The organism is Serratia sp. HNCC26DJ244, assembly GCF_057180565.1.
The window spans coordinates 95,220-121,028 of sequence record NZ_JBXUGO010000001.1 but is presented as its reverse complement, the minus strand read 5'-3'; the positions used below and the strand labels follow the sequence as shown (position 1 = coordinate 121,028).

Genomic DNA, 25,809 nt, shown 5'->3' with positions numbered 1-25,809 from the left:
GAAGAATCCCTACGGTTACGACAGCGCAGCTTTTATATCAATCCCATCGAACCTTGGCAAGCCATCAATACATCCACCCATCATCAATAAAGCTGCGGCGGTGTTGGCGCAAACGCTGTTCAAAACGCGATGCGTTTTATCCGGCAACTTCATTGAACTTGAGTAGACTGGCAAAACACGGCCCAACGATGTTCTAACTTAGCGGCACATAAAAATGCTGGCAAGTGAGAAATGCCTTGCCAGCATAAGTTTTCTCAATGGTTTTTGCTATCCGTCACTATTTTGCCGCAACAGGTTGCATACCGAAAGCCGGATTCTGCAATGCAATGCTGAAAACCTCATCGATTTTCTGTACTGGATGGATCTCCAGATCAGCGATAACGTTATCTGGGATCTCTTCCAGATCACGCTTGTTCTCATAAGGGATCAGCACGATTTTAATCCCACCACGATGTGCCGCCAGCAGTTTCTCTTTCAGACCACCAATCGGCAACACCTGACCCCGCAACGTGATTTCGCCGGTCATTGCCACATCGGCACGAACTGGGTTACCCGTTAAACATGACACCAGCGCGGTACACATGGCAATACCGGCACTCGGGCCATCTTTCGGCGTTGCCCCTTCCGGTACATGAACGTGAATATCGCGCTTTTCATAAAAGTCGGCATTAATACCCAACTTCTCTGCACGTGCGCGTACCACGGTCAATGCAGCCTGAATAGACTCTTGCATTACCTCCCCCAAGGAACCGGTATAAGTCAGTTTGCCTTTACCGGGGACACAGGCAGTTTCAATCGTCAGCAGATCACCACCGACCTCAGTCCAGGCCAACCCCGTCACCTGACCAACGCGGTTCTCGGTATCTGCACGGCCATAATCAACCCGCTGCACACCGAGATACTCCTTCAGGTTTTCACCATTAATTTCAATATGCTTAAGCTTTTTGTCCATCAACAGCGATTTCACTGCTTTACGACACAGCTTGGAGATTTCACGCTCCAGACTACGCACCCCAGCTTCGCGGGTGTAATAGCGGATAATGCCGATGATAGCGCTGTCATCAACCGTCAACTCCCCTTTCTTAAGCGCATTACGCTCAATCTGCTTGGGCAACAGATGCTGCTTGGCGATGTTCAGCTTTTCATCTTCGGTATAACCGGAAAGACGAATCACTTCCATACGATCAAGCAGTGGTGCTGGGATATTCATCGAGTTTGACGTTGCAACAAACATCACATCAGACAAATCGTAATCCACTTCCAGATAGTGATCGTTAAACGCCACATTTTGTTCCGGATCCAACACCTCCAACAAGGCAGAGGCCGGATCGCCACGCATGTCCGATGACATTTTATCAATCTCATCAAGCAGGAATAGCGGGTTTTTCACCCCGACCTTGGCCATTTTCTGGATCAGTTTACCTGGCATGGAACCGATATAAGTCCGGCGGTGACCACGGATCTCCGCTTCATCACGTACCCCGCCCAGAGCCATACGCACATATTCACGCCCCGTGGCACGCGCTATAGATTGGCCCAGTGACGTTTTACCCACACCAGGAGGCCCAACCAGACAAAGGATCGGCCCCTTGATTTTGCTGACCCGGCTTTGAACCGCGAGATATTCAAGAATGCGATCTTTAACGCGCTCCAGACCATAATGGTCGGTATCCAGTATTTCCTGCGCTTTGACCAGATCTTTTTTCACTTTACTGCGCGCATTCCAGGGTACTTGCAACATCCAATCAATATAGCCACGGACGACAGTCGCTTCCGCAGACATCGGCGACATCATTTTCAGCTTCTGCAGTTCCGCTTCTGTTTTCTCACGCGCTTCTTTCGGCATTTTCGCCGCTTCTATCTTGCGCTTGAGTGCTTCGTGTTCATCTGGCGTATCATCCATCTCGCCCAGCTCTTTCTGAATGGCCTTCATTTGCTCATTCAGATAGTACTCCCGCTGGCTCTTTTCCATCTGTTTCTTGACGCGATTACGGATGCGTTTCTCGACCTGTAACAGATCAATTTCCGACTCCATCATCGCCATCAGATACTCTAGGCGCTCACTGATATCTGACATTTCCAGCACCGACTGTTTGTCATTCAGCTTCAGTGGCATATGTGCGGCAATGGTATCCGCCAGACGGTCAGCATCATCGATGCTGTTCAATGATGTCAGCACCTCCGGTGGAATTTTTTTGTTCAGCTTGATATAGCCTTCAAACTGATTAATTGCTGTACGCGTCAAAACTTCTTGTTCGCGCTCATCAATCGGCGGTGATACAAGATATTCTGCTTGTGCTGCAAAGTGTTCTCCGCTATCGGAAAGCGTGGTAATACGCGCACGCTGTAGGCCCTCCACCAGCACTTTAACTGTGCCATCCGGCAACTTCAGCATCTGTAAAATCGACGCTACTGTCCCCACAGAGAACAAATCATTAATGCCAGGTTCATCCGTCGAAGCCTCTTTCTGTGCCACCAGCATGATCTTTTTGTCGTGATCCATCGCGGCTTCGAGGCACCGAATCGATTTTTCCCTGCCAACAAATAACGGGATCACCATATGCGGATATACCACCACATCGCGCAATGGTAAAACGGGGATTTCAATGCGTTCGGAACGCTCAAGGTTCATAGAGCTCTCTCTTAGGTTATTTTCCGCCAGGATTAGGAATCTCATGAGACGCAAGCATCAAACGTGTCACAAAACCTGAATCAAGAGTATATGGGGATGATCTTCATACATTCAACGGCAGAATGCAGAGAAAAAAAATGGGGGACAGAATCCCCCATTTTACCATTAACTCGCTGACTTGGCTGAGCAATTATTCGCCAGAAGCTTGTGCTTCCGGTTTGCCATAAATCAACAACGGCTTGGATTGACCATCAATGACTGATTCGTCAATCACCACTTTATCCACGCTTTCCAACGAAGGAAGGTCATACATGGTATCCAGCAATGCCCCTTCAACGATGGAGCGCAGACCACGAGCACCGGTCTTACGCGTCATGGCTTTCTTGGCAATGGCCGTCAACGCCTCCTCACGGAATTCCAGCTCTACCCCTTCAAGGTTGAACAGCGCCTGATACTGCTTGGTCAGGGCGTTTTTCGGCTCTTTAAGGATCTGAATAAGGGCTTCTTCATTCAGCTCGCTGAGTGTCGCTACCACCGGTAAGCGACCAATAAATTCCGGAATCAGACCAAATTTGATCAAATCCTCCGGCTCAACCTGCAATAGCAGTTCACTTTCCGTGGCTTTTTCTGTCTCACCCTTCACGGTGGCACCGAAACCGATACCAGAACTGGTATTTACCCGCTGACCAATCACTTTGTCCAGACCCGCAAAGGCACCACCACAGATAAACAGGATCTTCGAGGTATCAACCTGTAAAAACTCCTGCTGCGGATGCTTACGCCCACCTTGCGGCGGTACTGCAGCAATGGTGCCTTCGATCAGTTTCAGCAATGCCTGCTGTACACCTTCCCCTGAAACGTCGCGGGTAATGGATGGGTTGTCTGATTTACGTGAAATTTTGTCGATTTCATCGATATAGACAATACCACGCTGGGCTTTCTGTACGTCGTAGTCACATTTCTGTAGCAGCTTCTGGATAATGTTCTCGACATCTTCCCCCACGTAGCCCGCTTCAGTCAGTGTCGTCGCATCAGCCATGGTGAAAGGGACATCCAGCAAACGAGCCAACGTTTCCGCCAATAAGGTTTTGCCGCTACCCGTCGGGCCAATCAACAGAATATTACTTTTTCCCAATTCTATACCGTCACTGACATCGCTGTTACGCAGGCGTTTGTAGTGGTTATAAACGGCTACAGCCAATACTTTTTTTGCCGGTTCCTGGCCAATAACATAATCGTCCAGATGGTGACGGATTTCGTGCGGTGTTGGCAATGAGTTGCGCTCGCGATGCGGGGCAACCTCTTTAATCTCTTCGCGAATAATGTCGTTACACAAATCAACACATTCATCGCAGATATACACTGACGGGCCAGCAATCAACTTACGCACTTCGTGTTGGCTTTTGCCACAGAAAGAGCAGTACAGTAGTTTGCCTGAACCATCTTTGCGCTTATCTGTCATGAGTCAAACCTCTTCTTTTGTCTTTGCCCCGCAGGGTTCCACGGCGGCAGCATCCCCAAACATTATATTGGCAATGCCGATAATGCAATTTATAGCAAGCTATGCACACTATAGCTTATACCCATCGTCATTCAAGTTGGCTGCAACCGGAATAAACCAGTGTATATCCCCTTCATACTTCAAGTTGCTTGGGTGTTAGCTGCAATTACTCGCCTCCGCCATGAGGCTCGCCCCTATCGGGGCCACTGTAAATAGCGTTCAAATCCGCTCCTGGCTGATTTGTCTGTCACCCCAGTCACATAGTTATCTATGCTCCTGGGGATGCCATCGCTAGCCGCCTACCAGCAAATCGAATTATTTTGGTATTACACTTAGGGGTTAACTGCGGTGGGTCAAAATATCGTCAACCAGGCCATAGTCTTTCGCCTCTTGTGCCGTCATAAAGCGATCACGTTCGGTGTCAGCTTCAATCTGCTCCAGTGTTTTTCCACTATGCTGTGCCAGCAGTGTATTCATCCGTTCTTTCACTTTCAGAATTTCACGCGCATGGATTTCAATATCTGTCGCTTGGCCCTGATAGCCGCCCAACGGCTGGTGGATCATGACCTTGGAATTTGGCAGGCAGAAACGCTTACCTTTGGTGCCTGCAGTCAGCAGGAATGACCCCATGGAACAAGCCTGCCCCATACAAATGGTGCTGACATCCGGCTTAATAAACTGCATGGTATCATAGATGGACATACCTGCCGTAATCACCCCGCCCGGCGAGTTGATGTACAGAAAAATGTCTTTCTCTGGGCTTTCTGCTTCAAGGAACAGCATCTGTGCCACGATCAGATTCGCCATATAGTCTTCAACCTGACCCGTCAGGAAAATAATGCGCTCTTTCAGCAGGCGGGAATAGATATCGTAAGAACGCTCGCCGCGGGAAGTCTGCTCTACCACCATTGGCACCAGTGCCATGTTAGATACAAATTGATCTCGTTCGCCACTGTATGACATTACCGTCTCCTAATAGAAATTGCCTTGGCGCTATTGTCTGTCGATTCTACTTTAGAACAGCCCTCATGACTATGCTCAAGCTATACTCAAACTATTGACAAACTGCACACCGATTTTTCGATATCACAACCTGCTTATTGTCACTCTTGTTCTGAAATAAATCGTTCTGAGATAAATCGTGCTGCGATAAATAGCTCTGAGATATATTGCTCTAAGATAATCAGTTAGGCAGCAAAAAAAAAGCCCGTAACCAAGGCTACAGGCTCTTTCAAGGAACCAACGATAACTCCCCGCCTTCATACTACACCTTCACACTACAGTATAGCTGGCGACAGTTGCTCGGTTGTTTGACCAGAATCAGTCACGGTGAACTCAAACAGCGTTTGAGCCCCCTCTCTGGTCTGAAACCTGCATTAGCCCTGTTGAGGCTGGTTCATCAGTTCGGTGAACGTTGTCGCTTTTTCAGTGACTTTTGCTTTAGCCAGCAAGCATTCAACGGCTTGCTCTTCCAAAGCAACGTTACGCATATTGTTCATCAGTTCTTTGTTCTGGCTATAGAACTCAATCACTTCGCTTGGATCTTCGTAGGCGGAAGCCATTTCTTCGATCAAGGCTTTAACGCGGTCTTCGTCAGCTTTCAATTCGTGCTGGCTGATCACTTCACCCAACAGCAAACCGACAACCACACGGCGTTTAGCTTGCTCAGCAAACAGTTCACGTGGTAATTCCAACGCTTGCTTCTCATTGCCACCGAAACGCTGGGCAGCTTGGCGACGCAGAACGTCAACTTCACCATCAATCAGTGCTGCTGGCACGTCGATTTCATTAGCCTTCACCAGGCCATCAATCGCCTGAGACTTGATACGATTACGCACCGCACCTTTCAGTTCGCGCTCCATGTTTTTACGCACTTCAGCACGCAAACCCACGAGAGAACCATCAGCGACACCAAAACGCTGGATAAACTCTTCAGTCAGTTCCGGTAGTTCACGAACTTCGACTTTCTTCAGCACAATGGCAAATTTAGCCGCTTTACCTTTCAGATTTTCAGCATGGTAATCTTCAGGGAAATTGACGTCGATGACAAACTCGTCACCCGCTTTGTGACCCACCAGACCTTCTTCAAAACCTGGGATCATGCGGCCCTGGCCCATCGCCAGAACGAAATCGGTGGCTTTGCCACCTTCAAACACTTCACCATCAATGGAACCAGTAAAGTCAACAGTCGCACGATCTTCCGCCGTCACTGCGGCATCCGTTTCTTTCCAGGTTGCTTGCTGCTTACGCAGGGTTTCCAGCATGGTATCAACATCTGCGTCGTTAACTTCAACAACAGGTTTTTCAACCTCGATGCTTTCCAGACCTTTCAACTCAACTTCTGGATAGACTTCAAACTCAACGGCGAAAGCGAAATCTGCGCCTTCTTGATATTCACCGGGTACGTAGTTAGGTGCGCCAGCCGGGTTAATTTTTTCTTTGATGATCGCGTCAACAAAGTTACGTTGCATCAAATCGCCCAGCACATCCTGACGAACAGAAGCACCATAACGTTGTTCAACAATATTCAACGGCACTTTGCCTTTACGGAAACCGTCGATACGCACGCTTTTCGCCGCATTGATCAGCTCTTTCTTAACCGCCTGATTGATAACATCAGCGGGAACAGTAATAGAGAGACGGCGCCCAAGGCCTTGAGTGGTTTCTACTGAAACTTGCATCTTGTTACCTCAAAAAAATCAAAGTGCTCGGTCAACTCCGTTGCAAGAACCAGGACGGCTAGATTAAAAACCGAGTTCCCTGATATCAAGAGCGTCCCGAAACCATTCCGGAAAAATAAGACGCGACATTATAGCGGCGCAAACGTAGCTAGTCGAGGATAGCGAGCAGATACGCGCATGTTAATATTGATACGTCTTCAGGTTTTCACCTCGATAGCCCAAAAAATTCTCGTTGCCAGCCAAAACACAGTGCGGGTTGTCTCCGGCGCTCCTCCTGACTGGCCTTGCTTGAACTTGGGGCTATTTTTTACACCAAACCGCCTCCACCACCACGGCAAGGAGGTGAAGTGAGTACCTTATCTTCTAAGGCTTCCCACTCTTTAGGGGTATAGGTATGGAGCGCCAGCGCATGGACGCCATTCGCCAACTCATCTGCCAACAAAGAATAAATGGCGCGATGGCGTGCCAATATACGCTCACCAGCAAAACGATCGCTGACTACCACGACATTGAAATGGCTTTCTGACCCCGGTAAGACATGGTGGCGATAACTTTCATCAACGACCTCCAGGTACTCCGGCACAAATGCCGTGTTCAACTTAGTTTCTATTTGTTGCTTACGTAACATACAACCTCCACACCCTGGCAAGCCGCCCTAGCAACTCAATATACCTATCGTTATCCAAGCTGCAAAGAGGACGGCATCGTTCTAACAGAGGATTTACTTATCTCATCACGGTATAGCGTCAGCCTGCAGGCCAACATCAACTTGAATTAACTACACGATAAAAATTTACCTTACAACGACGTTCAATACTTCCCCCTGCTGTCGGCAATGTTATGATGGCGGCAATTTGTTGTTGGCTATACTCTTCATTTTTCAGGTTACGTGGGTATGTGCTACGCAAATTCCGCTGAGCTTATATACCCGTCACCAATGAAGCTGCAGCGGTGTTGGCTACGTTCGTTCACCCGAATCACTTACTTAAGTAAGCTCATCGGGATTCGCTCGCTTGCCGCCTGGCTGTAACTTCATTGAACTTGGGTATAGAGCCGCGGTTTGAACAATGACGAGTATAAAATTAGGATTGATGAGACAGTCAATATGTTAAAAAAACTTTATGTTCCTTTATTGGCCGTATTAATGCTCGCTGGATGCGCCACCAGTAACAATACGCTAAATATTACCCCAACCATGGTGCTGCCACAGCAGGATCCCACCCTGCAAGGCGTCACAGTCAGCATTAATGGTGCTGACCAACGCGCTGATCAAGCATTGGCTAAAGTCAATCGCGATGGTCAGTTGGTCACCCTCACGCCTTCTCGCGATCTGCGTTTCCTGCTGCAAGAAGTGCTGGAAAAACAGATGACCGCCCGTGGCTATATGGTTGGCCCAGATGGCGCGGTTGATCTGCAGATCATTGTTAATACGCTGTTTGCCGATGTTTCTGAAGGTAACTTGCGTTATAACATTACCGCCAAAGCGGATATCTCAATCATCGCCCAGGCGAAGAATGGCAGCAAACAGGTAAAAAACTACCGCGCGACTTATAATGTTCAGGGGGCTTTCGTCGCCTCCAACGACAAGATTACCAAGACGGTCAATACGGTATTGGGCGATGTCATTGCCGATATGGCAAAAGACACCAGTATCCATGATTTTATCAAGCAAAACGCACGTTAATCCGTTTTACCCTGGAGCATTCGGGTTGCAAACATGACCATGCGTCTGCAACCTGGTGTATAAGAGGCAAAACGCTTTGTGCTACCCAGGCAACTGGGTAGCACAACCAAGGACCTCATGGCAAAACAGTATCTCAATCTATTTACCCAGCGTAACTCCATCATTCTTCTGGTTCTGGGCTTTGCCTCTGGCCTGCCGTTGGCCCTCACCTCGGGGACACTGCAAGCCTGGATGACCGTCGAAAATATCGATCTGAAGACCATCGGTTTCTTCTCACTGGTGGGGCAAGCCTATGTATTCAAGTTTCTTTGGTCGCCGTTTATGGACCGCTACACCCCGCCATTGCTTGGGCGGCGACGCGGTTGGTTGTTAATCAGCCAGATTTTGCTGGTAGTGGCCATTGTAAGCATGGGGTTTATGAACCCGACGCAACATTTGTGGTGGCTGGCGGCCTTAGCCGTATTAGTGGCTTTCTGTTCTGCTTCGCAGGATATTGTTTTTGATGCTTATAAGACTGACCTCTTACCAGCGAATGAACGAGGGTCTGGAGCCGCAATTTCTGTGCTGGGTTATCGCTTGGCGATGCTGGTGTCTGGTGGATTGGCCCTGTGGCTGGCAGACCGCTATTTAGGTTGGCAACACACATACTGGTTAATGGCCGCGCTGATGCTGTTCGGCATTGTGGCCACACTAATGGCACCCGAGCCGGACGACAGTATCCCGGCACCGCGCACCATGGAACAAGCGGTAGTCGCCCCCTTGCGTGACTTCTTCGGCCGTAATAATGCCTGGCTGATCCTGCTGCTGATTGTGATGTATAAAATGGGGGATGCCTTTGCCGGTAGCCTGAGTACCACTTTTCTGATTCGGGGTGTCGGGTTTGATGCGGGTGAAGTCGGGTTGGTCAACAAAACCCTTGGCCTGTTTGCCACCATTGTTGGTGCCTTGCTCGGTGGGGTGTTAATGCAACGCCTGAGCCTGTTCCGGGCCTTGATGCTGTTTGGTATACTGCAAGCGGTTTCCAACATCGGCTATTGGTTGTTAGCCATCACCGATAAAAACATCCTCTCCATGGGCAGTGCTATTTTTCTTGAGAACCTGTGTGGTGGTATGGGTACCGCTGCGTTTGTCGCCCTACTGATGACATTGTGTAATAAATCGTTCTCTGCTACCCAATTTGCCCTGTTGTCAGCACTCTCGGCGGTTGGCCGCGTCTATGTCGGCCCCATTGCAGGTTGGTTTGTTGAACTTCATGGCTGGCCGCTATTCTACCTGTTCTCTATTGTGGCAGCGCTACCCGGTTTACTACTGTTGCTCATTTGCCGACAAACCCTGGAATACACTCAACGTACCGATGACTTTATGCCACGAACACTGTTCAATGGCACTTATCGCTGGGCGTTACGTCTGCTCGGTGTGGGCTGTTCGTTACTGGGTTTATGGCTAATATTGCTGATTTTCAATGCGCTGGGGTTAAGCCAGTGGCCTGATATAGCAACCGTATTCCTACGCAGTGGCGCGCTACTCAGCCTGGTGGGGATTATCATGGGTAGCCTGTTAGACTATCTGGCATTGCGTCGCACGCCATTAACTTGACTATTTTTTGTTCAGTTAAAGCACATCAAAAAGAATAAATTTATTTTATGAGACGAAAAGTGTAGCAACTCGGAATATTTTTACCTGAGTTGTGCACTTGGGAATAAAATAAATAACACAATAAATAGTCAGTTATTTAACATTAAATAAACATTTATTTTCTACTTAACCTCACCCCCACCCTCCAAGTTGTTCTCTATTCCCTTGGTTTTCCTTAAGATAGTGCCATTTTTCGCTATTTGACTCGCCAATATATTGTTGCTATTGGCAAATTTCCACACAATGTAATAGATGTGACCCTCTTAACAGAAAGCGGCAGCAAAGCACTGACGATCCCTTAAGTATATTTACAGTACTGTAACCTTCCCGTAAAATGCCCGGCACACATGAAACGACAATTGAACCTTGGTAATTGGGGTCGTTAGATGAGACTTAAGAAATACAGCAAAAGTATTGGGATATTATCCTTAATCGCCACCACATTGATGTTGAGTGGTTGTGATACGGTTCTAATGGATCCCAAGGGAGCAATCGGTGTCGAACAACGGACACTGATCCTGACTGCGATTGGCTTAATGTTAATCGTGGTCGTTCCCGTGATTTTTATGACGATAATCTTCGCCTGGAAGTATCGCGCTTCCAACCAATCGGCTAAATACACACCGAACTGGTCGCACTCCAACAAGATTGAAGCGGTCGTCTGGACTATTCCCATCATTATCATCCTGATTCTTGGGACCATTACCTGGAAAACCAGTCACTCCCTGGATCCATACAAGCCGATTGTCACCGACAAGAAGCCAATGACCATTCAAGTGATATCGTTGGATTGGAAATGGTTGTTTATCTATCCAGAACAAGGGATTGCAACAGTTAATGAAATCGCTTTCCCGAAAGATGTCCCTGTGGAATTTAAAGTTTCTGCAGACTCGGTCATGAACTCGTTCTTCATTCCTCAGTTGGGCGGCCAGATTTATGCCATGCCTGGGATGCAAACCAAACTGCACTTGATCGGCAACACTGCGGGTAAATACGACGGTATTTCCAGCAGCTACAGTGGTCATGGTTTCTCCGGCATGAAATTCACCGCCATTGTCACCCCTACCGAGGGCGAGTTTAACCAGTGGGTTGACAAGGTGAAAGCCTCACCTAAAACCCTCGATACCACCGGTGACTTCAATAAGCTGGCGGAACAAACTGAAAACCATCCGGTGACGTATTTCTCCAGTGTCAAACCTAATTTGTTCCAAGAAACCATTGCCAAATTTATGGGCCATATGCATATGCCTGCAAGTAGCGCGAACAGTGAACATAAAGGGATGACTATGAGCCAGGACATGGGCGAGCATACTCATCACGCCGGAGCAGAGGAATAATCTGATGTTGGGAAAATTAACACTTGATGCAGTACCTTTCCATGAACCCATTGTGATGGTTACCGTTGCGGCAATTATCGTTGGTGGACTGGGACTGCTGGCACTAATAACCTATCTGGGCAAGTGGACCTGGCTATGGCGCGAATGGCTGACGTCAGTTGACCATAAAAAAATCGGTATCATGTACATCATCGTAGCACTGGTGATGCTGGTACGTGGTTTTGCTGATGCGGTGATGATGCGTGGCCAACAGGCGCTTGCTTCTGCGGGTGAAGCGGGTTTTCTACCACCGCATCACTATGACCAGATTTTTACCGCCCACGGCGTGATCATGATCTTCTTCGTGGCGATGCCGCTGGTGGTCGGGTTGATGAACCTGGTGGTGCCACTGCAAATCGGTGCACGTGATGTAGCCTATCCGTTCCTCAACTCCCTGAGCTTCTGGTTGTTTATTGTCGGGGTAATACTGGTTGATCTCTCACTCGCCATTGGGGAATTTGCACAAACCGGCTGGTTGGCTTACCCCCCTCTTTCCGGTATAGAGTACAGTCCCGGCGTCGGGGTTGATTACTGGATTTGGAGTTTGCAAATATCTGGTGTGGGTACTCTGCTGACTGGGGTGAACTTCTTCGCAACGATCATCAAGATGCGCGCCCCTGGCATGTCACTGATGAAAATGCCAGTGTTCACCTGGACCGCATTGTGCGCCAACATACTGATTATTATCTCATTCCCAATCTTGACCGTTACTATCGCGCTGTTAACCCTGGACCGCTACCTGGGCACCCATTTCTTCACTAATGATATGGGTGGCAACATGATGATGTACATCAACCTGATTTGGGCCTGGGGCCATCCAGAGGTGTATATCCTGGTTCTGCCAGTGTTTGGTATCTTCTCGGAAGTGACCGCGACCTTCTCAAGAAAACGTTTGTTCGGCTATACCTCTCTGGTCTGGGCAACGGTGGTGATTACCCTACTGTCATTTATTGTCTGGCTACACCACTTCTTTACCATGGGCAGTGGCGCCAACGTCAATGCCTTCTTTGGTATCGCCACAATGATCATTTCCATCCCGACCGGGGTGAAAATTTTCAACTGGCTGTTCACCATGTATCAGGGACGCATTCAGTACACCTCCCCCATGCTGTGGACCATCGGTTTTATCATCACCTTCTCCATTGGTGGGATGACCGGTGTACTGCTGGCGGTACCCGGTGCCAACTTTGTGCTGCATAACAGTCTGTTCCTTATTGCCCACTTCCATAATGTGATCATTGGTGGTGTGGTGTTTGGCTGCTTCGCGGGTCTGACTTACTGGTTCCCTAAAGCCTTCGGTTTCCGCCTGAATGAAACCTGGGGGATCCGCGCATTCTGGTTCTGGATCATCGGCTTCTTTATTGCCTTCATGCCACTTTATGTCTTGGGCTTTATGGGCATGACTCGCCGCCTGAGCCAGAATATCAACCCTGAGTTCCACTCAATGCTGCTGATTGCGGCATGTGGTGCAGTGTTGATTTTCTGTGGTGTGCTATGCCAAATCATGCAGGTGATCGTCAGTATCCGTGATCGTGAGAAGAACCGCGACCTCACTGGCGACCCATGGGATGCTCGTACCTTGGAGTGGTCAACCTCTTCACCTCCACCGTTCTATAACTTTGCCGTGGTACCAGAAATTCATGATCGCGATGCGTTCTGGGACATGAAAGAGAAAGGTGAGGCTTACAAGAAACCCGCCAAGTACGAACCGATTCATATGCCGAGAAATACCGGTGCGGGTGTCGTTATTTCCGCCTTTAGCCTGGTGTTTGGCTTCGCCATGATCTGGCATATCTGGTGGATGGCGATTGTTGGCTTTGCAGGCATAATCATTACCTGGATTGCCAAGAGCTTCGATGAAGATGTTGATTACTATGTCCCGGTCGATGAAATCGAGCGCATTGAAAGCCAACACGATGAACAAATCAGCAAAGCAGGCGTAAACCATGTCAACTGATACTCTGACGAACCATCATAACGTTGCCCATGCCGCACATGGGCACCACGATACAGGGGAAACCAAAGTCTTCGGATTCTGGATCTACCTGATGAGCGACTGTATTTTGTTTGCAAGTTTGTTCGCAACCTATGCAGTCTTGGTGAATGGGACCGCCGGTGGTCCCTCTGGTAAAGATATCTTCGACCTGAATTTTGTTCTGGTTGAAACTTTCTTGCTGCTGTTCAGCTCCATCACCTTTGGCATGGCCATGGTCGGCATGAATAAGGGCAAGGTTAGCAGTGTTAATATCTGGTTACTGCTCACCTTCCTGTTCGGCCTTGGCTTCATGGCAATGGAAATCTATGAATTCCACCATCTGATCACCGAAGGCTATGGCCCAGACCGCAGTGCGTTCCTCTCCAGTTTCTTTGCACTGGTGGGTACTCATGGTTTGCACGTCACCGTCGGTCTGGTGTGGATCATTACTATGATGGTCCACGTCAGCAGACGTGGCCTGACAGCGACCAATAAAACCCGTCTGATGTGTCTGAGCCTGTTCTGGCACTTCCTGGATGTGGTCTGGATCTGTGTATTTACCGTTGTCTACCTACTGGGGGTTATGTAATGAGCCATTCATCCCATCAAACCTCACACGGTGGCGCAAGCCATGGCAGCGTGAAGTCATATATGATCGGCTTTATTCTGTCGATCATCCTGACGGTCATTCCATTTGCAATGGTGATGAGTGGCTCCGCTGCTCCCTCCACCATCCTGGCTGTGGTCGTCGGTACGGCGGTGATCCAGGTGATCGTTCACCTGGTTTACTTCCTACATATGAATACCTCTTCAGAAGAGCGTTGGAATCTGGTGGCGTTAGTGTTCACCGCTGTCATTATCGGTATCGTGGTTGTTGGTTCACTTTGGATTATGTACAACCTCAATATCAATATGATGGTCGATTAATAGCAGAGCGGTGTGTGATGATTAAGCAATACCTGCAAGTAACCAAGCCAGGCATTATTTTCGGCAATCTTATCTCGGTGATTGGGGGATTTCTGCTCGCTTCCAAAGGGAGTATCGACTACTCCCTGTTTTTCTCTACCCTGTTAGGGGTGTCATTGGTGGTGGCCTCGGGCTGTGTATTTAACAATTACATCGACCGTGACATCGACAAAAAGATGGAGAGAACCAAAAACCGGGTGTTGGTAAAAGGCCTGATTGCGCCGAATGTCAGCCTGATTTACGCGACCCTGTTGGGTATTGCTGGTTTCACCCTGCTCTATATTGCGGCCAACCCGCTGGCCATGTGGCTGGCAGTGATGGGTTTTGTGGTTTACGTGGGTGTTTATAGCCTCTATATGAAGCGCCATTCAGTCTACGGTACACTGATTGGCAGCCTGTCGGGTGCAGCGCCCCCGGTGATTGGCTATTGTGCGGTCACCAACGAGTTTGATGCTGGTGCTTTGATCTTGTTGGCCATATTCAGCCTGTGGCAGATGCCCCACTCTTATGCCATTGCCATCTTCCGGCTGAAAGATTATCAGGCAGCCAATATCCCGGTACTGCCGGTGGTGAAGGGCATTTCCGTTGCCAAGAACCACATCACAGTCTATATCCTGGCGTTTATGGTTGCCACGCTGATGCTGACCTTGGTTGGTTATGCCGGTTACAAATATCTGATTGTGGCTGCGGCGGTGAGCGTATGGTGGTTGGGCATGGCCCTACGTGGTTATAAAGCGGAAAATGACAGTATCTGGGCACGCAAACTATTTGTGTTCTCGATTGTTGCCATTACCTCACTCAGTGTGATGATGTCTATTGACTTCAATGCCAATACTGCACCAGGCACCTTGTTGACCTATATTGGGTAATGCAGATAGTTGGCAATAATTCCTATCACCATCCATGTCACCAGCACTTTTAACCCTTATGAAGCTAACGGTTGCCAGTCAGTTGAACCGTTAGCGTCAAGGGTAAGGTATATACCCAATGACCATCAGCCCTGATCGAAAATAATCTGGGGATAACATTAACATCTGTTAAACAACATTCACTTCCCCCTCCCCCGCTACACGCTCTAGAATACACGCATCTAGAATGATGCCACTTTGACGAATTATTCCATCAGGTTTGCTGCTTTAGCTGATCAGATGTATGAGTTTTACTGAGGTCCCAATGAACGACAATATCATGACCCCCAAAGAACGGCGGGCCACCTGGGGATTAGGGGCGGTGTTTTCACTGCGCATGTTAGGCATGTTTATGGTGCTGCCGGTGCTCACCACCTATGGTATGGCACTGCAGGGTGCCAGTGAGACGTTAATTGGCATCGCCATTGGTATCTATGGCTTGGCACAGGCCCTGTTCCAGATCCCTTTCGGCCTGGTTTCTGATCGTATTGGCCGTAAACCATTGATCGTCGGTGGTCTGCTGATTTTTGCCCTGGGGAGTGTCATCGCGGCGCTCAGTGACTCCATCTGGGGAATTATTCTTGGCCGTGCTTTGCAAGGTTCTGGGGCAATAGCCGCCGCAGTAATGGCGCTGCTATCCGATTTAACCCGCGAACAGAACCGTACCAAAGCAATGGCGTTTATCGGGGTCAGTTTCGGGCTCACCTTTGCTTGCGCGATGGTGGTTGGCCCTATCGTGACTCATGCTTTCGGGTTACAGGCACTGTTCTGGATGATTGCGCTCTTAGCCATAGCCGGGATCGTCATTACGCTGGCGGTGGTGCCATCCACCAGTGACCATGTATTAAACCGTGAATCCAGCATGGTACGGGGCAGCTTCAGCAAAGTCCTGAACAATCCGCGCATGTTAAAACTCAACTTCGGCATCATGTGCCTGCATATTTTGTTGATGTCGAGCTTTGTCGCCTTACCGCTGGCGATGCAACAAGCGGGCTTAGCGGCCAGTAATCACTGGAAGGTTTATCTGGTGACGATGCTGGTCTCATTTGCCACCATCGTGCCTTTTATCATCTATGCCGAAAAATACCGCCGTATGAAACAGGTATTTATGGGCTGTGTGGCGGTATTATTTTGCGCAGAAGTGTTGCTTTGGCGCTCTGGCCTGCATTTGTGGGCCATCATCGCTGGCATACAGTTATTCTTTATTGCTTTCAATGTGATGGAAGCTATTCTACCTTCGCTGATCAGTAAAGAAGCTCCAGCCGGTTATAAAGGCACTGCAATGGGGGTTTACTCCACCAGTCAATTTATTGGTGTGGCGATTGGCGGCAGTGTCGGGGGGTGGCTATATAGCCTGCAAGGTACCGGGTTGGTATTTATTGCTGGAGCCGGGCTTGCCGCCATCTGGTTTGTCGTCAGTAGCACCATGAAAGAGCCGCCTTATGTCAGCAGTTTGCGCATTACGCTCTGTGAACTGGCAGTGAAAGATTCGGCCTTGCAACACCGTTTAATGGCGCAACCTGGGGTTACTGAAGCCATCGTGGTACCCGAAGAACGCAGTGCCTATATCAAGGTTGATACCAAACAGACCAACCGGGGCCAATTAGAAGCCTTGGTCAATGCATATTGATATCTACCGAAGATAAATTTGGGCCGACCATCCATCGGCCCGATATAACTCAATCGCGGAAGTTTTTAAACTGGAAGGGTTGACCAAGGTCGGCACCACGCACCAGTGCCATCACGCCTTGCAGGTCGTCACGGGATTTACCGGTCACCCGCACTTCGTCACCCTGAATTTGCACCTGCACCTTCAGCTTGCTGTCTTTGATTAGCTTGACGATTTTTTTCGCCAGACTGGTTTCAATACCTTGCTTAAGCTTGGCTTCAACGCTGTAGGTTTTGCCGCTATGCGTCAGCTCGTCCGGGATCTCCAGCGCACCGCCATCAATACTGCGTTTACTCAGTTTCTCACGCAAAATATCCAGCAATTGTTGTACCTGAAAATCGGACTCGCTGGCCACTTTAATGCTTTCATTCTTTTCATTCAGCTCAAAACTGGCTGGTACGTTACGAAAATCCCAACGGGTGCTGAGATCGCGGCTGGCGTTCTCAACCGCATTACGCACTTCCTGCATATCTATTTCGGAAACGATGTCGAAAGATGGCATATATCCTCCACCAAAATGGGTAACCTATGATTTTGATGCCCTGAATCATACCTGCTTTGTTACAGTAGATAAAATGTTACAGTAAGCAAAATTTCGATGTCAGTACTGAGCCTGAGGTTTATAATCGCACTCATTCAAGCTGCAGCCAGAAAACAGTTTAAACTCATTTGACGCCAAGGAGATAGAATGAAAATAACCATTCTTGGTTGCGGTGCCCTCGGGCAACTCTGGCTCGCCAGACTCTATCAACAAGGTCACGATGTACAAGGATGGTTACGGGTACCCTCGCCATTTTGTGCAGTCAATATTATTGAGCCAGGCGGTACTTCATTTAACCATAATTTACCCACTAACGATCCTGAACATTTATCGCAAAGTGAGCTGCTGCTGGTCACGCTTAAAGCCTGGCAGATTTCTGGCGCGCTAACCCTGCTACTCCCCAAGCTCAACCCACATTGTGCGATTTTACTGTTGCATAATGGTCTGGGTACTGTTGATGAATTACCGCCGCACAGCCAACCGGTGTTGCAAGGGACCACGACCCATGCGGCTCGCCATGATGGTAATGCCATTATCCATGTTGCCAATGGGATCACCCATATCGGCCCGGCAACATCACAAGCCGCCCATCTGAGTCATTTAGCAGAAGTACTGCATCAGGCATTGCCCGATGTCGCTTGGCATAACCATATCGCCGCTGCCTGCTGGCGCAAATTGGCCGTGAACTGTGTCATCAACCCACTCACCGTGCTGTATAACTGCCGCAATGGCGATCTGCAACGCTATCCCCAACAGATAGAGCTTATCTGCCACGAAATTGCCGAGGTGATGGAAAGAGAGGGGTACCATACTTCATGTGAAGGTCTGATGCTCTATGTGATGCAAGTGATCGAGAACACAGCGGACAATATCTCTTCTATGCTGCAGGATATCCGTAGCCAACGGCATACCGAGGTCGACTATATCACCGGTTATTTACTGCGTCGTGGCCGCAAGCATGGTATCTCCCTGCCGGAAAATACCCGGTTGTTTGAAATGATTAAACAAAAGGAAAACAAGTATGAGCGTATCGGCGCTGGTCTGTCTGGCTCCTGGTAGTGAAGAAACCGAAGCCGTTACCACCATTGACTTGTTGGTGCGCGCCGGGGTTAGCGTGACCACCGCCAGCGTCGCGGGTGACGGCAACCTAACCATTACCTGTTCCCGTGGGGTAAAACTGCTGGCCGATGCACCGCTGGTGGCCATTGTTGATGACCCTTTTGATGCCATCGTGCTGCCGGGTGGCATCAAAGGGGCCGAGTGTTTCCGCGATAGCCCCTTGCTGGTAGAGAAAGTGCGTCAAATGCACCTACAAGGGAAGATTGTAGCGGCTATCTGTGCTGCCCCAGCGTTAGTATTACAACACCATAATCTGTTCCCCATCAGCAATATGACCGGCTTCCCAGGGTTAAAAGAGCAGATCCCACCGGCCAACTGGCTGGAACGGCGCGTGGTGTTTGATGCGCGAGTGAATCTGCTGACCAGCCAAGGGCCCGGCACCTCAATGGAATTTGCTTTAAAGCTGATTGATTTATTGTTGGGTAAGAGCAAAGCGGCAGAGGTAGCAGCACAACTGGTACTGCTACCTGGCATGTACGATTTTAGTGATTGAGTGCCAAACCAGAAGCCCCCTTATCCACTCAGGCTAAGGGAAAGCTAAGGACGATAAACCTTAACATTGGTATAGCCTTGCTCAAGCAGATAGAGCGCTTGCAGGCGACTCATCACTCCACGATCACAATAGAGTAGGTAGGTTTTGCTCTGATCAAGCGCAGCAAATTGGCTACTCAACTTATAAAATGGCAGGGTCTTTACCTCTGCCTGGGTGATAGCAAGGGGTTTTTCTTCCTGTTCGTCGGCAGAACGAATATCCAGAATCACCTCATCAGCGGTAAATTCAGCCACCGTCTCCACCTCGGTAACCAGCTGCTGTGTTTCTTCAGCGATAGTGCGAATATCCACATTGCGCGCTTCACGCACCACACGCTCGAGAATGGTAAAATCAAAGTTTGCCTCTTCAGCTTCAATCTTGCTTTTCACCGCTTTAACCGTTGGGCTCTTCGAAATCACGCCACAATATTCCGGCATGGTTTTGGCAAAATCCTCGGTACCGATTTCCCGTGCAAGATCAATAATGTGCTCTTTATCATGGGAGATCAGCGGGCGTAAGATCAAGGTATCAGAGACATTGTCAATCAGTCGCAGGTTGGTCAGGGTCTGGCTGGAGACCTGGCCCAGCGCTTCGCCGGTAACCAGTGCCTGCACGCCGTAACGTTCAGCCACCTGAGAAGCGGCGCGCACCATCATACGCTTGAGCACAACGCCCATCTGGCCGTCATCGACTTTTTCTAAAATCTCACCCACTACCGGCTCGAAGTCCACCGCCACAAAACGCACTTTGTGCGAGCTACCAAAGCGCTGCCATAAATAGTAGGCCACCTGCTTGACGCCAATTTCGTGGGCCGCGCCCCCGAGATTAAAGAAGCAGTAATGTACACGGCAGCCACGACGCATCAGCATATAGCTTGATACGCCTGAATCAAAACCACCAGAAATCAGTGACAGCACATCTTCCTGCGTACCAATCGGATAACCACCCAGCCCTTCACGGCGTGCCTTAACCAGCATCAGTCGATCGTCTTCAATCTCCAGATTTACCGTTACCTGTGGATGAGAAAGCTTAACCCGTGCCGTTTCAATATGCTGATTGAGCCCACCGCCAACATAACGTTCCACATCAATCGAACTAAACTCATGCTTACCACGGCGTTTGACACGCACACAAAACGTTTTACCTTCCAGTTGATCGCGATAAGTCGCTAACACCTGTTCAAAGATATTATGCATATCGGTATAAGTGCGATCTTCCACTTCCAGGATATGGTGAATACCGGGAATGCGCATCAACGCATCGGCAATCACCGGGCGTTGGTCCTCATCTTTGGCACGCACTTCGATAAAATCCCAGTGCCTTACCACCGCCAACGTTTCATCATACTGTTTAAGCACATTACGAATGTTAGTCGTCAGGATCTTGATAAAGCGCAAGCGCACAGATTGACTCTTGATAGTGATTTCTGGAAACAATTTAATGATAAACTTCATGGCGGTTTTTGATTGTCTGGTGGTCGTTAGATAATGGAAGAATAATTGCGGTGCGGAGTATATCACTATCTGATTATGCTACGTGCACAAAACCGAAGGTATCCGTCAATATTCCACCACCACTGGAATCAATTTAGCAAAAGAAGCGCCATGATTTACTGAACAAGATCCGCTAGGATAGGCTCTCTGACTCCACGCTTCATATGATGATGTAAAAACGAAATTATGGCTAAAAAACCGATACAATCAGACAGTAAAGAGCAAAACGTCAGCTTTGAGAACGCGTTGAGTGAACTTGAAAGTATTGTCGCACGCCTGGAGTCCGGCGAATTATCACTGGAAGATGCACTCAATGAGTTTGAGCGCGGCATACAACTGGCACGCCAAGGCCAGCAAAAACTGCAGCAGGCAGAGCAGCGGGTAGAGATCCTGCTCAATGGTAATAGTGACGATGCTGCACTGGCTCCTTTTAATCCGGACGCTGAGTAATAACGATGTCTGAGTTCCAAGATCAGTTACAAGCTTTACGCCAGCGCAGTGATCGCGCCCTGCTGGCTTACCTTGCTCCCTTACCGCTCAATGAGGGCAACATGGTGGCAGCAATGCGCCACGGTGCATTGCTGGGCGGCAAACGGTTACGACCATTTCTGGTGTATGCCAGCGGGCAGATGTTTGGCCTGAGCCTGGATAATCTGGATGCCCCCGCCGCCGCTGTGGAATGTATTCATGCCTATTCACTGATCCATGATGACTTACCCGCAATGGATGATGATGACCTCCGCCGAGGCCAACCCACCTGTCATATCAAGTTTGGTGAGGCTAACGCCATCCTGGCGGGTGATGCACTACAAACCCTGGCATTTTCTATTCTGGCAGATGCCCCCATGCCCGATGTATCATTGCAGGACAGATTGGCGATGATCTCCGAACTGGCCAGTGCCAGTGGAGTTGCCGGTATGTGTGGCGGTCAGTCGCTGGATCTGGAAGCGGAAGGCAAGCAAATTGATTTATTGGCGCTGGAACAGATCCATCGCCATAAAACCGGTGCTCTCATCCGAGCGGCGGTTCGTCTGGGGGCACTGGCAGCCGGTGAGTCAGGGCGTGCCGCCTTGCCACAACTTGATCGTTATGCGGCCGCAATAGGGCTGGCATTTCAAGTGCAAGATGACATTCTGGATGTGGTAGGAGAAACAGCAAAGATCGGCAAACGCCAAGGCTCCGATCAACAACTTGGAAAGAGTACCTATCCTGCCCTTCTGGGACTTGACAGCGCAAAACTAAAAGCGTGGGATCTCTATCAAGAAGCGTTGACGGCTTTAGAGACTTTGGCCGCAAAAAACTATGACACCGCGCCATTACGTGCGTTAGCCAACTTCATTATTGAACGCGACAATTAACGTATAGCGTGATATACCCTGGCTCTTTCAAGTTGTAAGCAGGCAGTCATTGAGTGAAAAACACGCCTACTTAGCGGCAAATAGCCGCAAAGTGAAACTCGAGGTTGAACATCATCAATCTTCTGGGTTGGATGGCTCAGTCGCTCCCATAGAGAGTGGGCGTTTCATACTATGACAACGTGAATACACTATGACAGCGTGAAATAAAAAGGGTAAACATCTCTGATATGAGTATCAAATGCCTATTGATATAACCAAATACCCGACCTTGGCACTAGCGGACACCCCACAAGAGTTGCGCTCCTTGCCAAAAGAAAGTTTGCCAAAACTCTGTGACGAGCTACGGCAATATCTGCTGAACAGCGTTAGCCGTTCCAGTGGTCATTTTGCTTCCGGGCTAGGTACTGTCGAACTGACGGTCGCGCTGCATTACGTTTACAACACGCCGTTTGATCACCTGGTCTGGGATGTAGGCCATCAAGCCTATCCACATAAAATCCTGACGGGTCGCCGTGATCGTATTGCCACTATCCGGCAAAAAAAAGGGCTGCATCCTTTCCCATGGCGTGGGGAAAGCGAATATGATGTGCTCAGTGTCGGCCACTCATCCACCTCAATCAGTGCTGGTCTGGGTTTGGCGGTAGCCGCCGCGCGGGAAGGGAAAGATCGCCGTACCGTCTGCGTGATTGGTGATGGTGCCATCACCGCGGGCATGGCATTTGAAGCCATGAATCACGCCGGAGATATCACCCCAGATATGCTGGTGATACTCAACGACAATGAAATGTCGATCTCTGAAAACGTTGGAGCCCTGAATAATCATCTAGCACAACTGCTTTCAGGCAAGCTCTACTCCACACTACGTGAAGGTGGCAAGAAAGTTCTCTCTGGCCTGCCCCCCATCAAAGAACTGCTCAAACGTACCGAAGAACACCTCAAAGGGATGGTGGTCCCCGGCACACTGTTTGAAGAGCTGGGGTTTAATTACATCGGCCCGGTAGATGGGCACGATGTTCAAGGGCTGATCGCCACACTGAAGAACATGCGCGATCTGAAAGGGCCACAACTGCTGCATATCATGACCAAAAAAGGACGTGGCTATGCCCCTGCAGAGAAGGATCCGATCAGCTTCCATGCGGTGCCCAAGTTCGATCCTGCCATCGGCACCTTGCCGAAAAGTGGCGGAGGGCTGCCAACCTATTCGACTATTTTTGGTCAGTGGTTATGCGAAACTGCCGCCGCTGACAGTCAACTGATGGCCATCACCCCCGCTATGCGTGAAGGTTCTGGCATGGTTCAGTTTTCCCGTGACTATCCTCAGCAGTATTTCGATGTCGCCATTGCCGAACAGCACGCGGTGACCTTTGCTGCTGGCTTGGCGATTGGTGGTTATAAGCCGGTGGTGGCGATCTACTCCACGTTTCTGCAACGTGCTTACGACCAGGTTATTCACGATGTGGCGATCCCCAACTTACCAGTGATGTTTGCCATTGATCGTGGCGGGATTGTCGGTGCTGATGGTCAAACTCACCAAGGCGCATTCGACCTCTCGTTCCTGCGTTGTATCCCCAATATGGTGATCATGACGCCAAGTGATGAAAACGAGTGTCGACAAATGTTGTATACCGGTTATCACTATAACGACGGCCCCAGTGCAGTCCGTTACCCGCGTGGTAATGGTACTGGCGCAGTACTGGAACCGCTGGCAAGCCTGCCGATCGGTAAAGGTGTGGTACGCCGCACCGGTGAAAACATTGCCATCCTCAACTTCGGCACGCTATTACCGGAAGCGGCACAAGCCGCCGCAGCCCTCAATGCTACGTTAGTGGATATGCGTTTTGTCAAACCGCTGGACCAACAACTGGTGCTAGAGATGGCCGCCAGTCATACAGCCCTGGTGACATTGGAAGAGAATGCCATTATGGGTGGCGCAGGCAGCGGCGTAAACGAGCTGTTGATGGCAAAACGCCAGCAGGTGCCGGTGCTAAATATTGGCTTACCTGATTATTTCATTCCTCAAGGTAATCAAGATGAGATCCGCAGTGATCTTGGTCTGGATGCCATCGGCATTCAACGCCAGATCGAGGCCTGGTTGGCGTGATGCCCTTGGGTTTGCTCGGTACACAGGAGATTATGAATTATGGAATATCTAAAACTGGGTAATACCGACCTGAACATTTCCCGTATCTGTCTGGGATGTATGACTTATGGTGAACCTTTACGGGGTAGCCACCCATGGACGCTACCGGAAGAGAACAGCCGCCCACTGATCAGACAGGCATTGGATATGGGTATCAACTTCTTTGATACCGCCAATAGTTATTCTGATGGCAGCAGTGAAGAAATTGTTGGCCGAGCCTTGCGTGACTACACCCGCCGCGAAGACGTGGTGATTGCCACCAAAGTCTATAATGCCATGAGCAATCTGGAGCGCGGGCTATCGCGCCCCAAGATTATGCAATCCATTGACGATAGCCTGCGGCGTCTGGGAACCGACTATGTGGATTTACTGCAAATCCACCGTTGGGATTACGAAACACCGATCGAAGAAACGTTGGAAGCACTGCATGACGTGGTGAAAGCCGGTAAAGCACGCTATATCGGGGCATCCTCAATGTATGCTTGGCAATTTGCCAAAGCGCTATACACTGCCGACCGCTATGGCTGGACGCGTTTTGTCAGCATGCAGGATCAATACAATCTAATCCAGCGGGAAGAAGAGCGGGAAATGTATCCCTTATGTGCCGCTGAAGGCATTGCGGTGCTCCCTTGGAGCCCGTTGGCGCGTGGCAGATTAACCCGCCCTTGGGGGGAAACTACCAAACGAATAGATTCCGATCTGTATGGTAAAACCTTGTATGTTGCCACTGAAGAGGTCGATGCCCAGATTGCCGGACATGTGGCCAACATCGCAGAACAACGCGGCGTTCCACGAGCACAGGTCGCCCTGGCTTGGCTGTTGAGTAAATCTGTGGTGACTGCACCGATTATTGGTGCTTCACGTAGTGAACACCTGTTGGATGCCGTTGCCGCCATTGATCTGAAGCTGACAGTGCAAGAAATTGCCCAATTAGAAACGGCTTATGTACCACATCAGGTGGTCGGTTTTGCATAAGTAATAGGTTTTGCCTAACCGCCAATCTTGAGTCAGCGAAAGTGACCTGTAGAGGCGCACACTGAGGTGCGCCTTTATCGATCTCGGTTCACTGGAGACGCAGCTTGAATGGCAACAAGGCTATCACCACCATCCGCTCGGCCAATAATACCCCATCAGATAAATCACCACGGCAGCCAGCACACCAGCGATGATATCATCAATCATGATCCCCAAGCCGCCATGCAGATTGCGGTCAAACCAGCGAATCGGCCATGGCTTCCAGATATCAAGAATACGGAACACCACAAACCCGCTAATGACCCATTGCCAGTTGTGGACCGGTAACATCATCAAGGTGATCCACATACCGACAAATTCATCCCAGACGATGCTGCCATGATCATCCACTTGCATATCTTTGGAGGTTTTATGGCACAGATAAATACCGATGCCGCTACTGAATATCAGCACCAATAAATAAAGCGGCCAGGGTAACTGGATCAACAACAACCAGAACGGAATGGCAGCAATCGACCCCATGGTCCCTGGCATAATCGGCGACAATCCACTGCCAAAACCGGTCGCCAACAGATGCCATGGGTTGCTCATACGTAGCCGGGACTTCGCTTCATCTTTCATGAT

General features: G+C 49.5%; 22 protein-coding genes. 14 read left to right on the top strand and 8 right to left on the bottom strand.

The window, feature by feature from the left end:
* Nucleotides 1–277: 277 nt before the first annotated feature.
* The 5 genes from lon to bolA form a co-directional block, all read right to left on the bottom strand.
* Nucleotides 278–2,632, bottom strand: a complete 2,355-nt coding sequence (lon, locus tag AC2A06_RS00550; RefSeq protein ID WP_023488974.1) for an endopeptidase La — start codon at nucleotides 2,630–2,632, stop codon at nucleotides 278–280.
* A gap of 190 nt (nucleotides 2,633–2,822) precedes the next feature.
* A complete protein-coding gene (gene clpX / locus AC2A06_RS00545; protein ID WP_023488973.1) occupies nucleotides 2,823–4,094 on the bottom strand; it encodes an ATP-dependent protease ATP-binding subunit ClpX in 1,272 nt (423 codons plus the stop codon).
* A gap of 378 nt (nucleotides 4,095–4,472) precedes the next feature.
* On the bottom strand, nucleotides 4,473–5,096 hold the full coding sequence (gene clpP / locus AC2A06_RS00540) for an ATP-dependent Clp endopeptidase proteolytic subunit ClpP (protein ID WP_484379015.1): 624 nt from the start codon (nucleotides 5,094–5,096) through the stop codon (nucleotides 4,473–4,475).
* A 413-nt stretch (nucleotides 5,097–5,509) separates the two neighbouring features.
* Nucleotides 5,510–6,814: a trigger factor gene (gene tig / locus AC2A06_RS00535; RefSeq protein WP_484379014.1), complete on the bottom strand. Its 1,305-nt coding sequence runs from the start codon at nucleotides 6,812–6,814 to the stop codon at nucleotides 5,510–5,512.
* A gap of 307 nt (nucleotides 6,815–7,121) precedes the next feature.
* Nucleotides 7,122–7,442, bottom strand: a complete 321-nt coding sequence (gene bolA / locus AC2A06_RS00530; protein ID WP_484379013.1) for a transcriptional regulator BolA — start codon at nucleotides 7,440–7,442, stop codon at nucleotides 7,122–7,124.
* A gap of 477 nt (nucleotides 7,443–7,919) precedes the next feature.
* Between bolA and AC2A06_RS00525 the strand changes: the two genes are divergently transcribed.
* The 8 genes from AC2A06_RS00525 (at nucleotide 7,920) to AC2A06_RS00490 (ending at nucleotide 16,988) form a co-directional block, all read left to right on the top strand.
* A complete protein-coding gene (locus AC2A06_RS00525) occupies nucleotides 7,920–8,498 on the top strand; it encodes a lipoprotein (RefSeq protein ID WP_473195890.1) in 579 nt (192 codons plus the stop codon).
* 117 nt (nucleotides 8,499–8,615) lie between these two features.
* A complete protein-coding gene (gene ampG / locus AC2A06_RS00520; protein ID WP_484379012.1) occupies nucleotides 8,616–10,094 on the top strand; it encodes a muropeptide MFS transporter AmpG in 1,479 nt (492 codons plus the stop codon).
* A gap of 425 nt (nucleotides 10,095–10,519) precedes the next feature.
* The gene (cyoA, locus tag AC2A06_RS00515) at nucleotides 10,520–11,470 is read left to right on the top strand and encodes a cytochrome o ubiquinol oxidase subunit II (RefSeq protein ID WP_484379011.1); all 951 of its coding nucleotides are present in this window, start codon (nucleotides 10,520–10,522) and stop codon (nucleotides 11,468–11,470) included.
* 4 nt (nucleotides 11,471–11,474) lie between these two features.
* The gene (cyoB, locus tag AC2A06_RS00510) at nucleotides 11,475–13,466 is read left to right on the top strand and encodes a cytochrome o ubiquinol oxidase subunit I (RefSeq protein ID WP_473195893.1); all 1,992 of its coding nucleotides are present in this window, start codon (nucleotides 11,475–11,477) and stop codon (nucleotides 13,464–13,466) included.
* Nucleotides 13,456–14,073, top strand: coding sequence for a cytochrome o ubiquinol oxidase subunit III (locus AC2A06_RS00505; RefSeq protein WP_484379010.1), 618 nt, complete (start codon nucleotides 13,456–13,458; stop codon nucleotides 14,071–14,073). Before cyoB ends, AC2A06_RS00505 begins: the two co-directional genes overlap by 11 nt.
* Entirely contained in the window at nucleotides 14,073–14,411 is a 339-nt protein-coding gene (locus tag AC2A06_RS00500) for a cytochrome o ubiquinol oxidase subunit IV (RefSeq protein WP_023490614.1), read from the top strand. The genes AC2A06_RS00505 and AC2A06_RS00500 overlap by 1 nt, the downstream gene beginning before the upstream one ends.
* 17 nt (nucleotides 14,412–14,428) lie before the next feature.
* On the top strand, nucleotides 14,429–15,319 hold the full coding sequence (gene cyoE, locus AC2A06_RS00495; protein WP_484379009.1) for a heme o synthase: 891 nt from the start codon (nucleotides 14,429–14,431) through the stop codon (nucleotides 15,317–15,319).
* Between the two features lie 304 nt (nucleotides 15,320–15,623).
* On the top strand, nucleotides 15,624–16,988 hold the full coding sequence (locus AC2A06_RS00490; protein WP_484379008.1) for an MFS transporter: 1,365 nt from the start codon (nucleotides 15,624–15,626) through the stop codon (nucleotides 16,986–16,988).
* Between the two features lie 49 nt (nucleotides 16,989–17,037).
* Here AC2A06_RS00490 and AC2A06_RS00485 read toward each other — a convergent pair whose 3' ends face one another.
* Nucleotides 17,038–17,529 (bottom strand): YajQ family cyclic di-GMP-binding protein, encoded by a 492-nt coding sequence (locus tag AC2A06_RS00485; RefSeq protein ID WP_023489512.1) that lies wholly within the window; start codon nucleotides 17,527–17,529, stop codon nucleotides 17,038–17,040.
* Nucleotides 17,530–17,715: 186 nt separating this feature from the next.
* Here AC2A06_RS00485 and panE point away from each other — a divergent pair, with 186 nt between their 5' ends.
* Both panE and yajL read left to right on the top strand, forming a co-directional pair.
* Complete coding sequence (gene panE, locus AC2A06_RS00480; RefSeq protein WP_484379007.1) at nucleotides 17,716–18,627, top strand: 2-dehydropantoate 2-reductase; 912 nt, start codon at nucleotides 17,716–17,718, stop codon at nucleotides 18,625–18,627.
* Complete coding sequence (yajL, locus tag AC2A06_RS00475; protein WP_023489510.1) at nucleotides 18,590–19,180, top strand: protein deglycase YajL; 591 nt, start codon at nucleotides 18,590–18,592, stop codon at nucleotides 19,178–19,180. The genes panE and yajL overlap by 38 nt, the downstream gene beginning before the upstream one ends.
* A 44-nt stretch (nucleotides 19,181–19,224) precedes the next feature.
* On the opposite strand, the gene thiI is transcribed toward yajL, so the two are convergent.
* The gene (thiI, locus tag AC2A06_RS00470; RefSeq protein ID WP_484379006.1) at nucleotides 19,225–20,673 is read right to left on the bottom strand and encodes a tRNA uracil 4-sulfurtransferase ThiI; all 1,449 of its coding nucleotides are present in this window, start codon (nucleotides 20,671–20,673) and stop codon (nucleotides 19,225–19,227) included.
* 225 nt (nucleotides 20,674–20,898) lie between these two features.
* Between thiI and xseB the strand changes: the two genes are divergently transcribed.
* From xseB to AC2A06_RS00450, 4 genes are all read left to right on the top strand, one after another.
* Nucleotides 20,899–21,162, top strand: a complete 264-nt coding sequence (gene xseB, locus AC2A06_RS00465) for an exodeoxyribonuclease VII small subunit (protein WP_023489508.1) — start codon at nucleotides 20,899–20,901, stop codon at nucleotides 21,160–21,162.
* Nucleotides 21,163–21,167: 5 nt separating this feature from the next.
* Nucleotides 21,168–22,070 carry a (2E,6E)-farnesyl diphosphate synthase gene (gene ispA, locus AC2A06_RS00460; protein ID WP_473195898.1) on the top strand — a complete coding sequence of 301 codons (903 nt, stop codon included), beginning with the start codon at nucleotides 21,168–21,170 and terminating at the stop codon, nucleotides 22,068–22,070.
* A 238-nt stretch (nucleotides 22,071–22,308) separates the two neighbouring features.
* Nucleotides 22,309–24,171, top strand: a complete 1,863-nt coding sequence (gene dxs, locus AC2A06_RS00455) for a 1-deoxy-D-xylulose-5-phosphate synthase (protein ID WP_484379005.1) — start codon at nucleotides 22,309–22,311, stop codon at nucleotides 24,169–24,171.
* A gap of 39 nt (nucleotides 24,172–24,210) precedes the next feature.
* Nucleotides 24,211–25,185, top strand: coding sequence for an aldo/keto reductase (locus tag AC2A06_RS00450; RefSeq protein WP_484379004.1), 975 nt, complete (start codon nucleotides 24,211–24,213; stop codon nucleotides 25,183–25,185).
* 123 nt (nucleotides 25,186–25,308) lie between these two features.
* Here AC2A06_RS00450 and pgpA read toward each other — a convergent pair whose 3' ends face one another.
* Nucleotides 25,309–25,806 (bottom strand): phosphatidylglycerophosphatase A, encoded by a 498-nt coding sequence (gene pgpA, locus AC2A06_RS00445; RefSeq protein ID WP_023489504.1) that lies wholly within the window; start codon nucleotides 25,804–25,806, stop codon nucleotides 25,309–25,311.
* Nucleotides 25,807–25,809 lie beyond the last annotated feature (3 nt).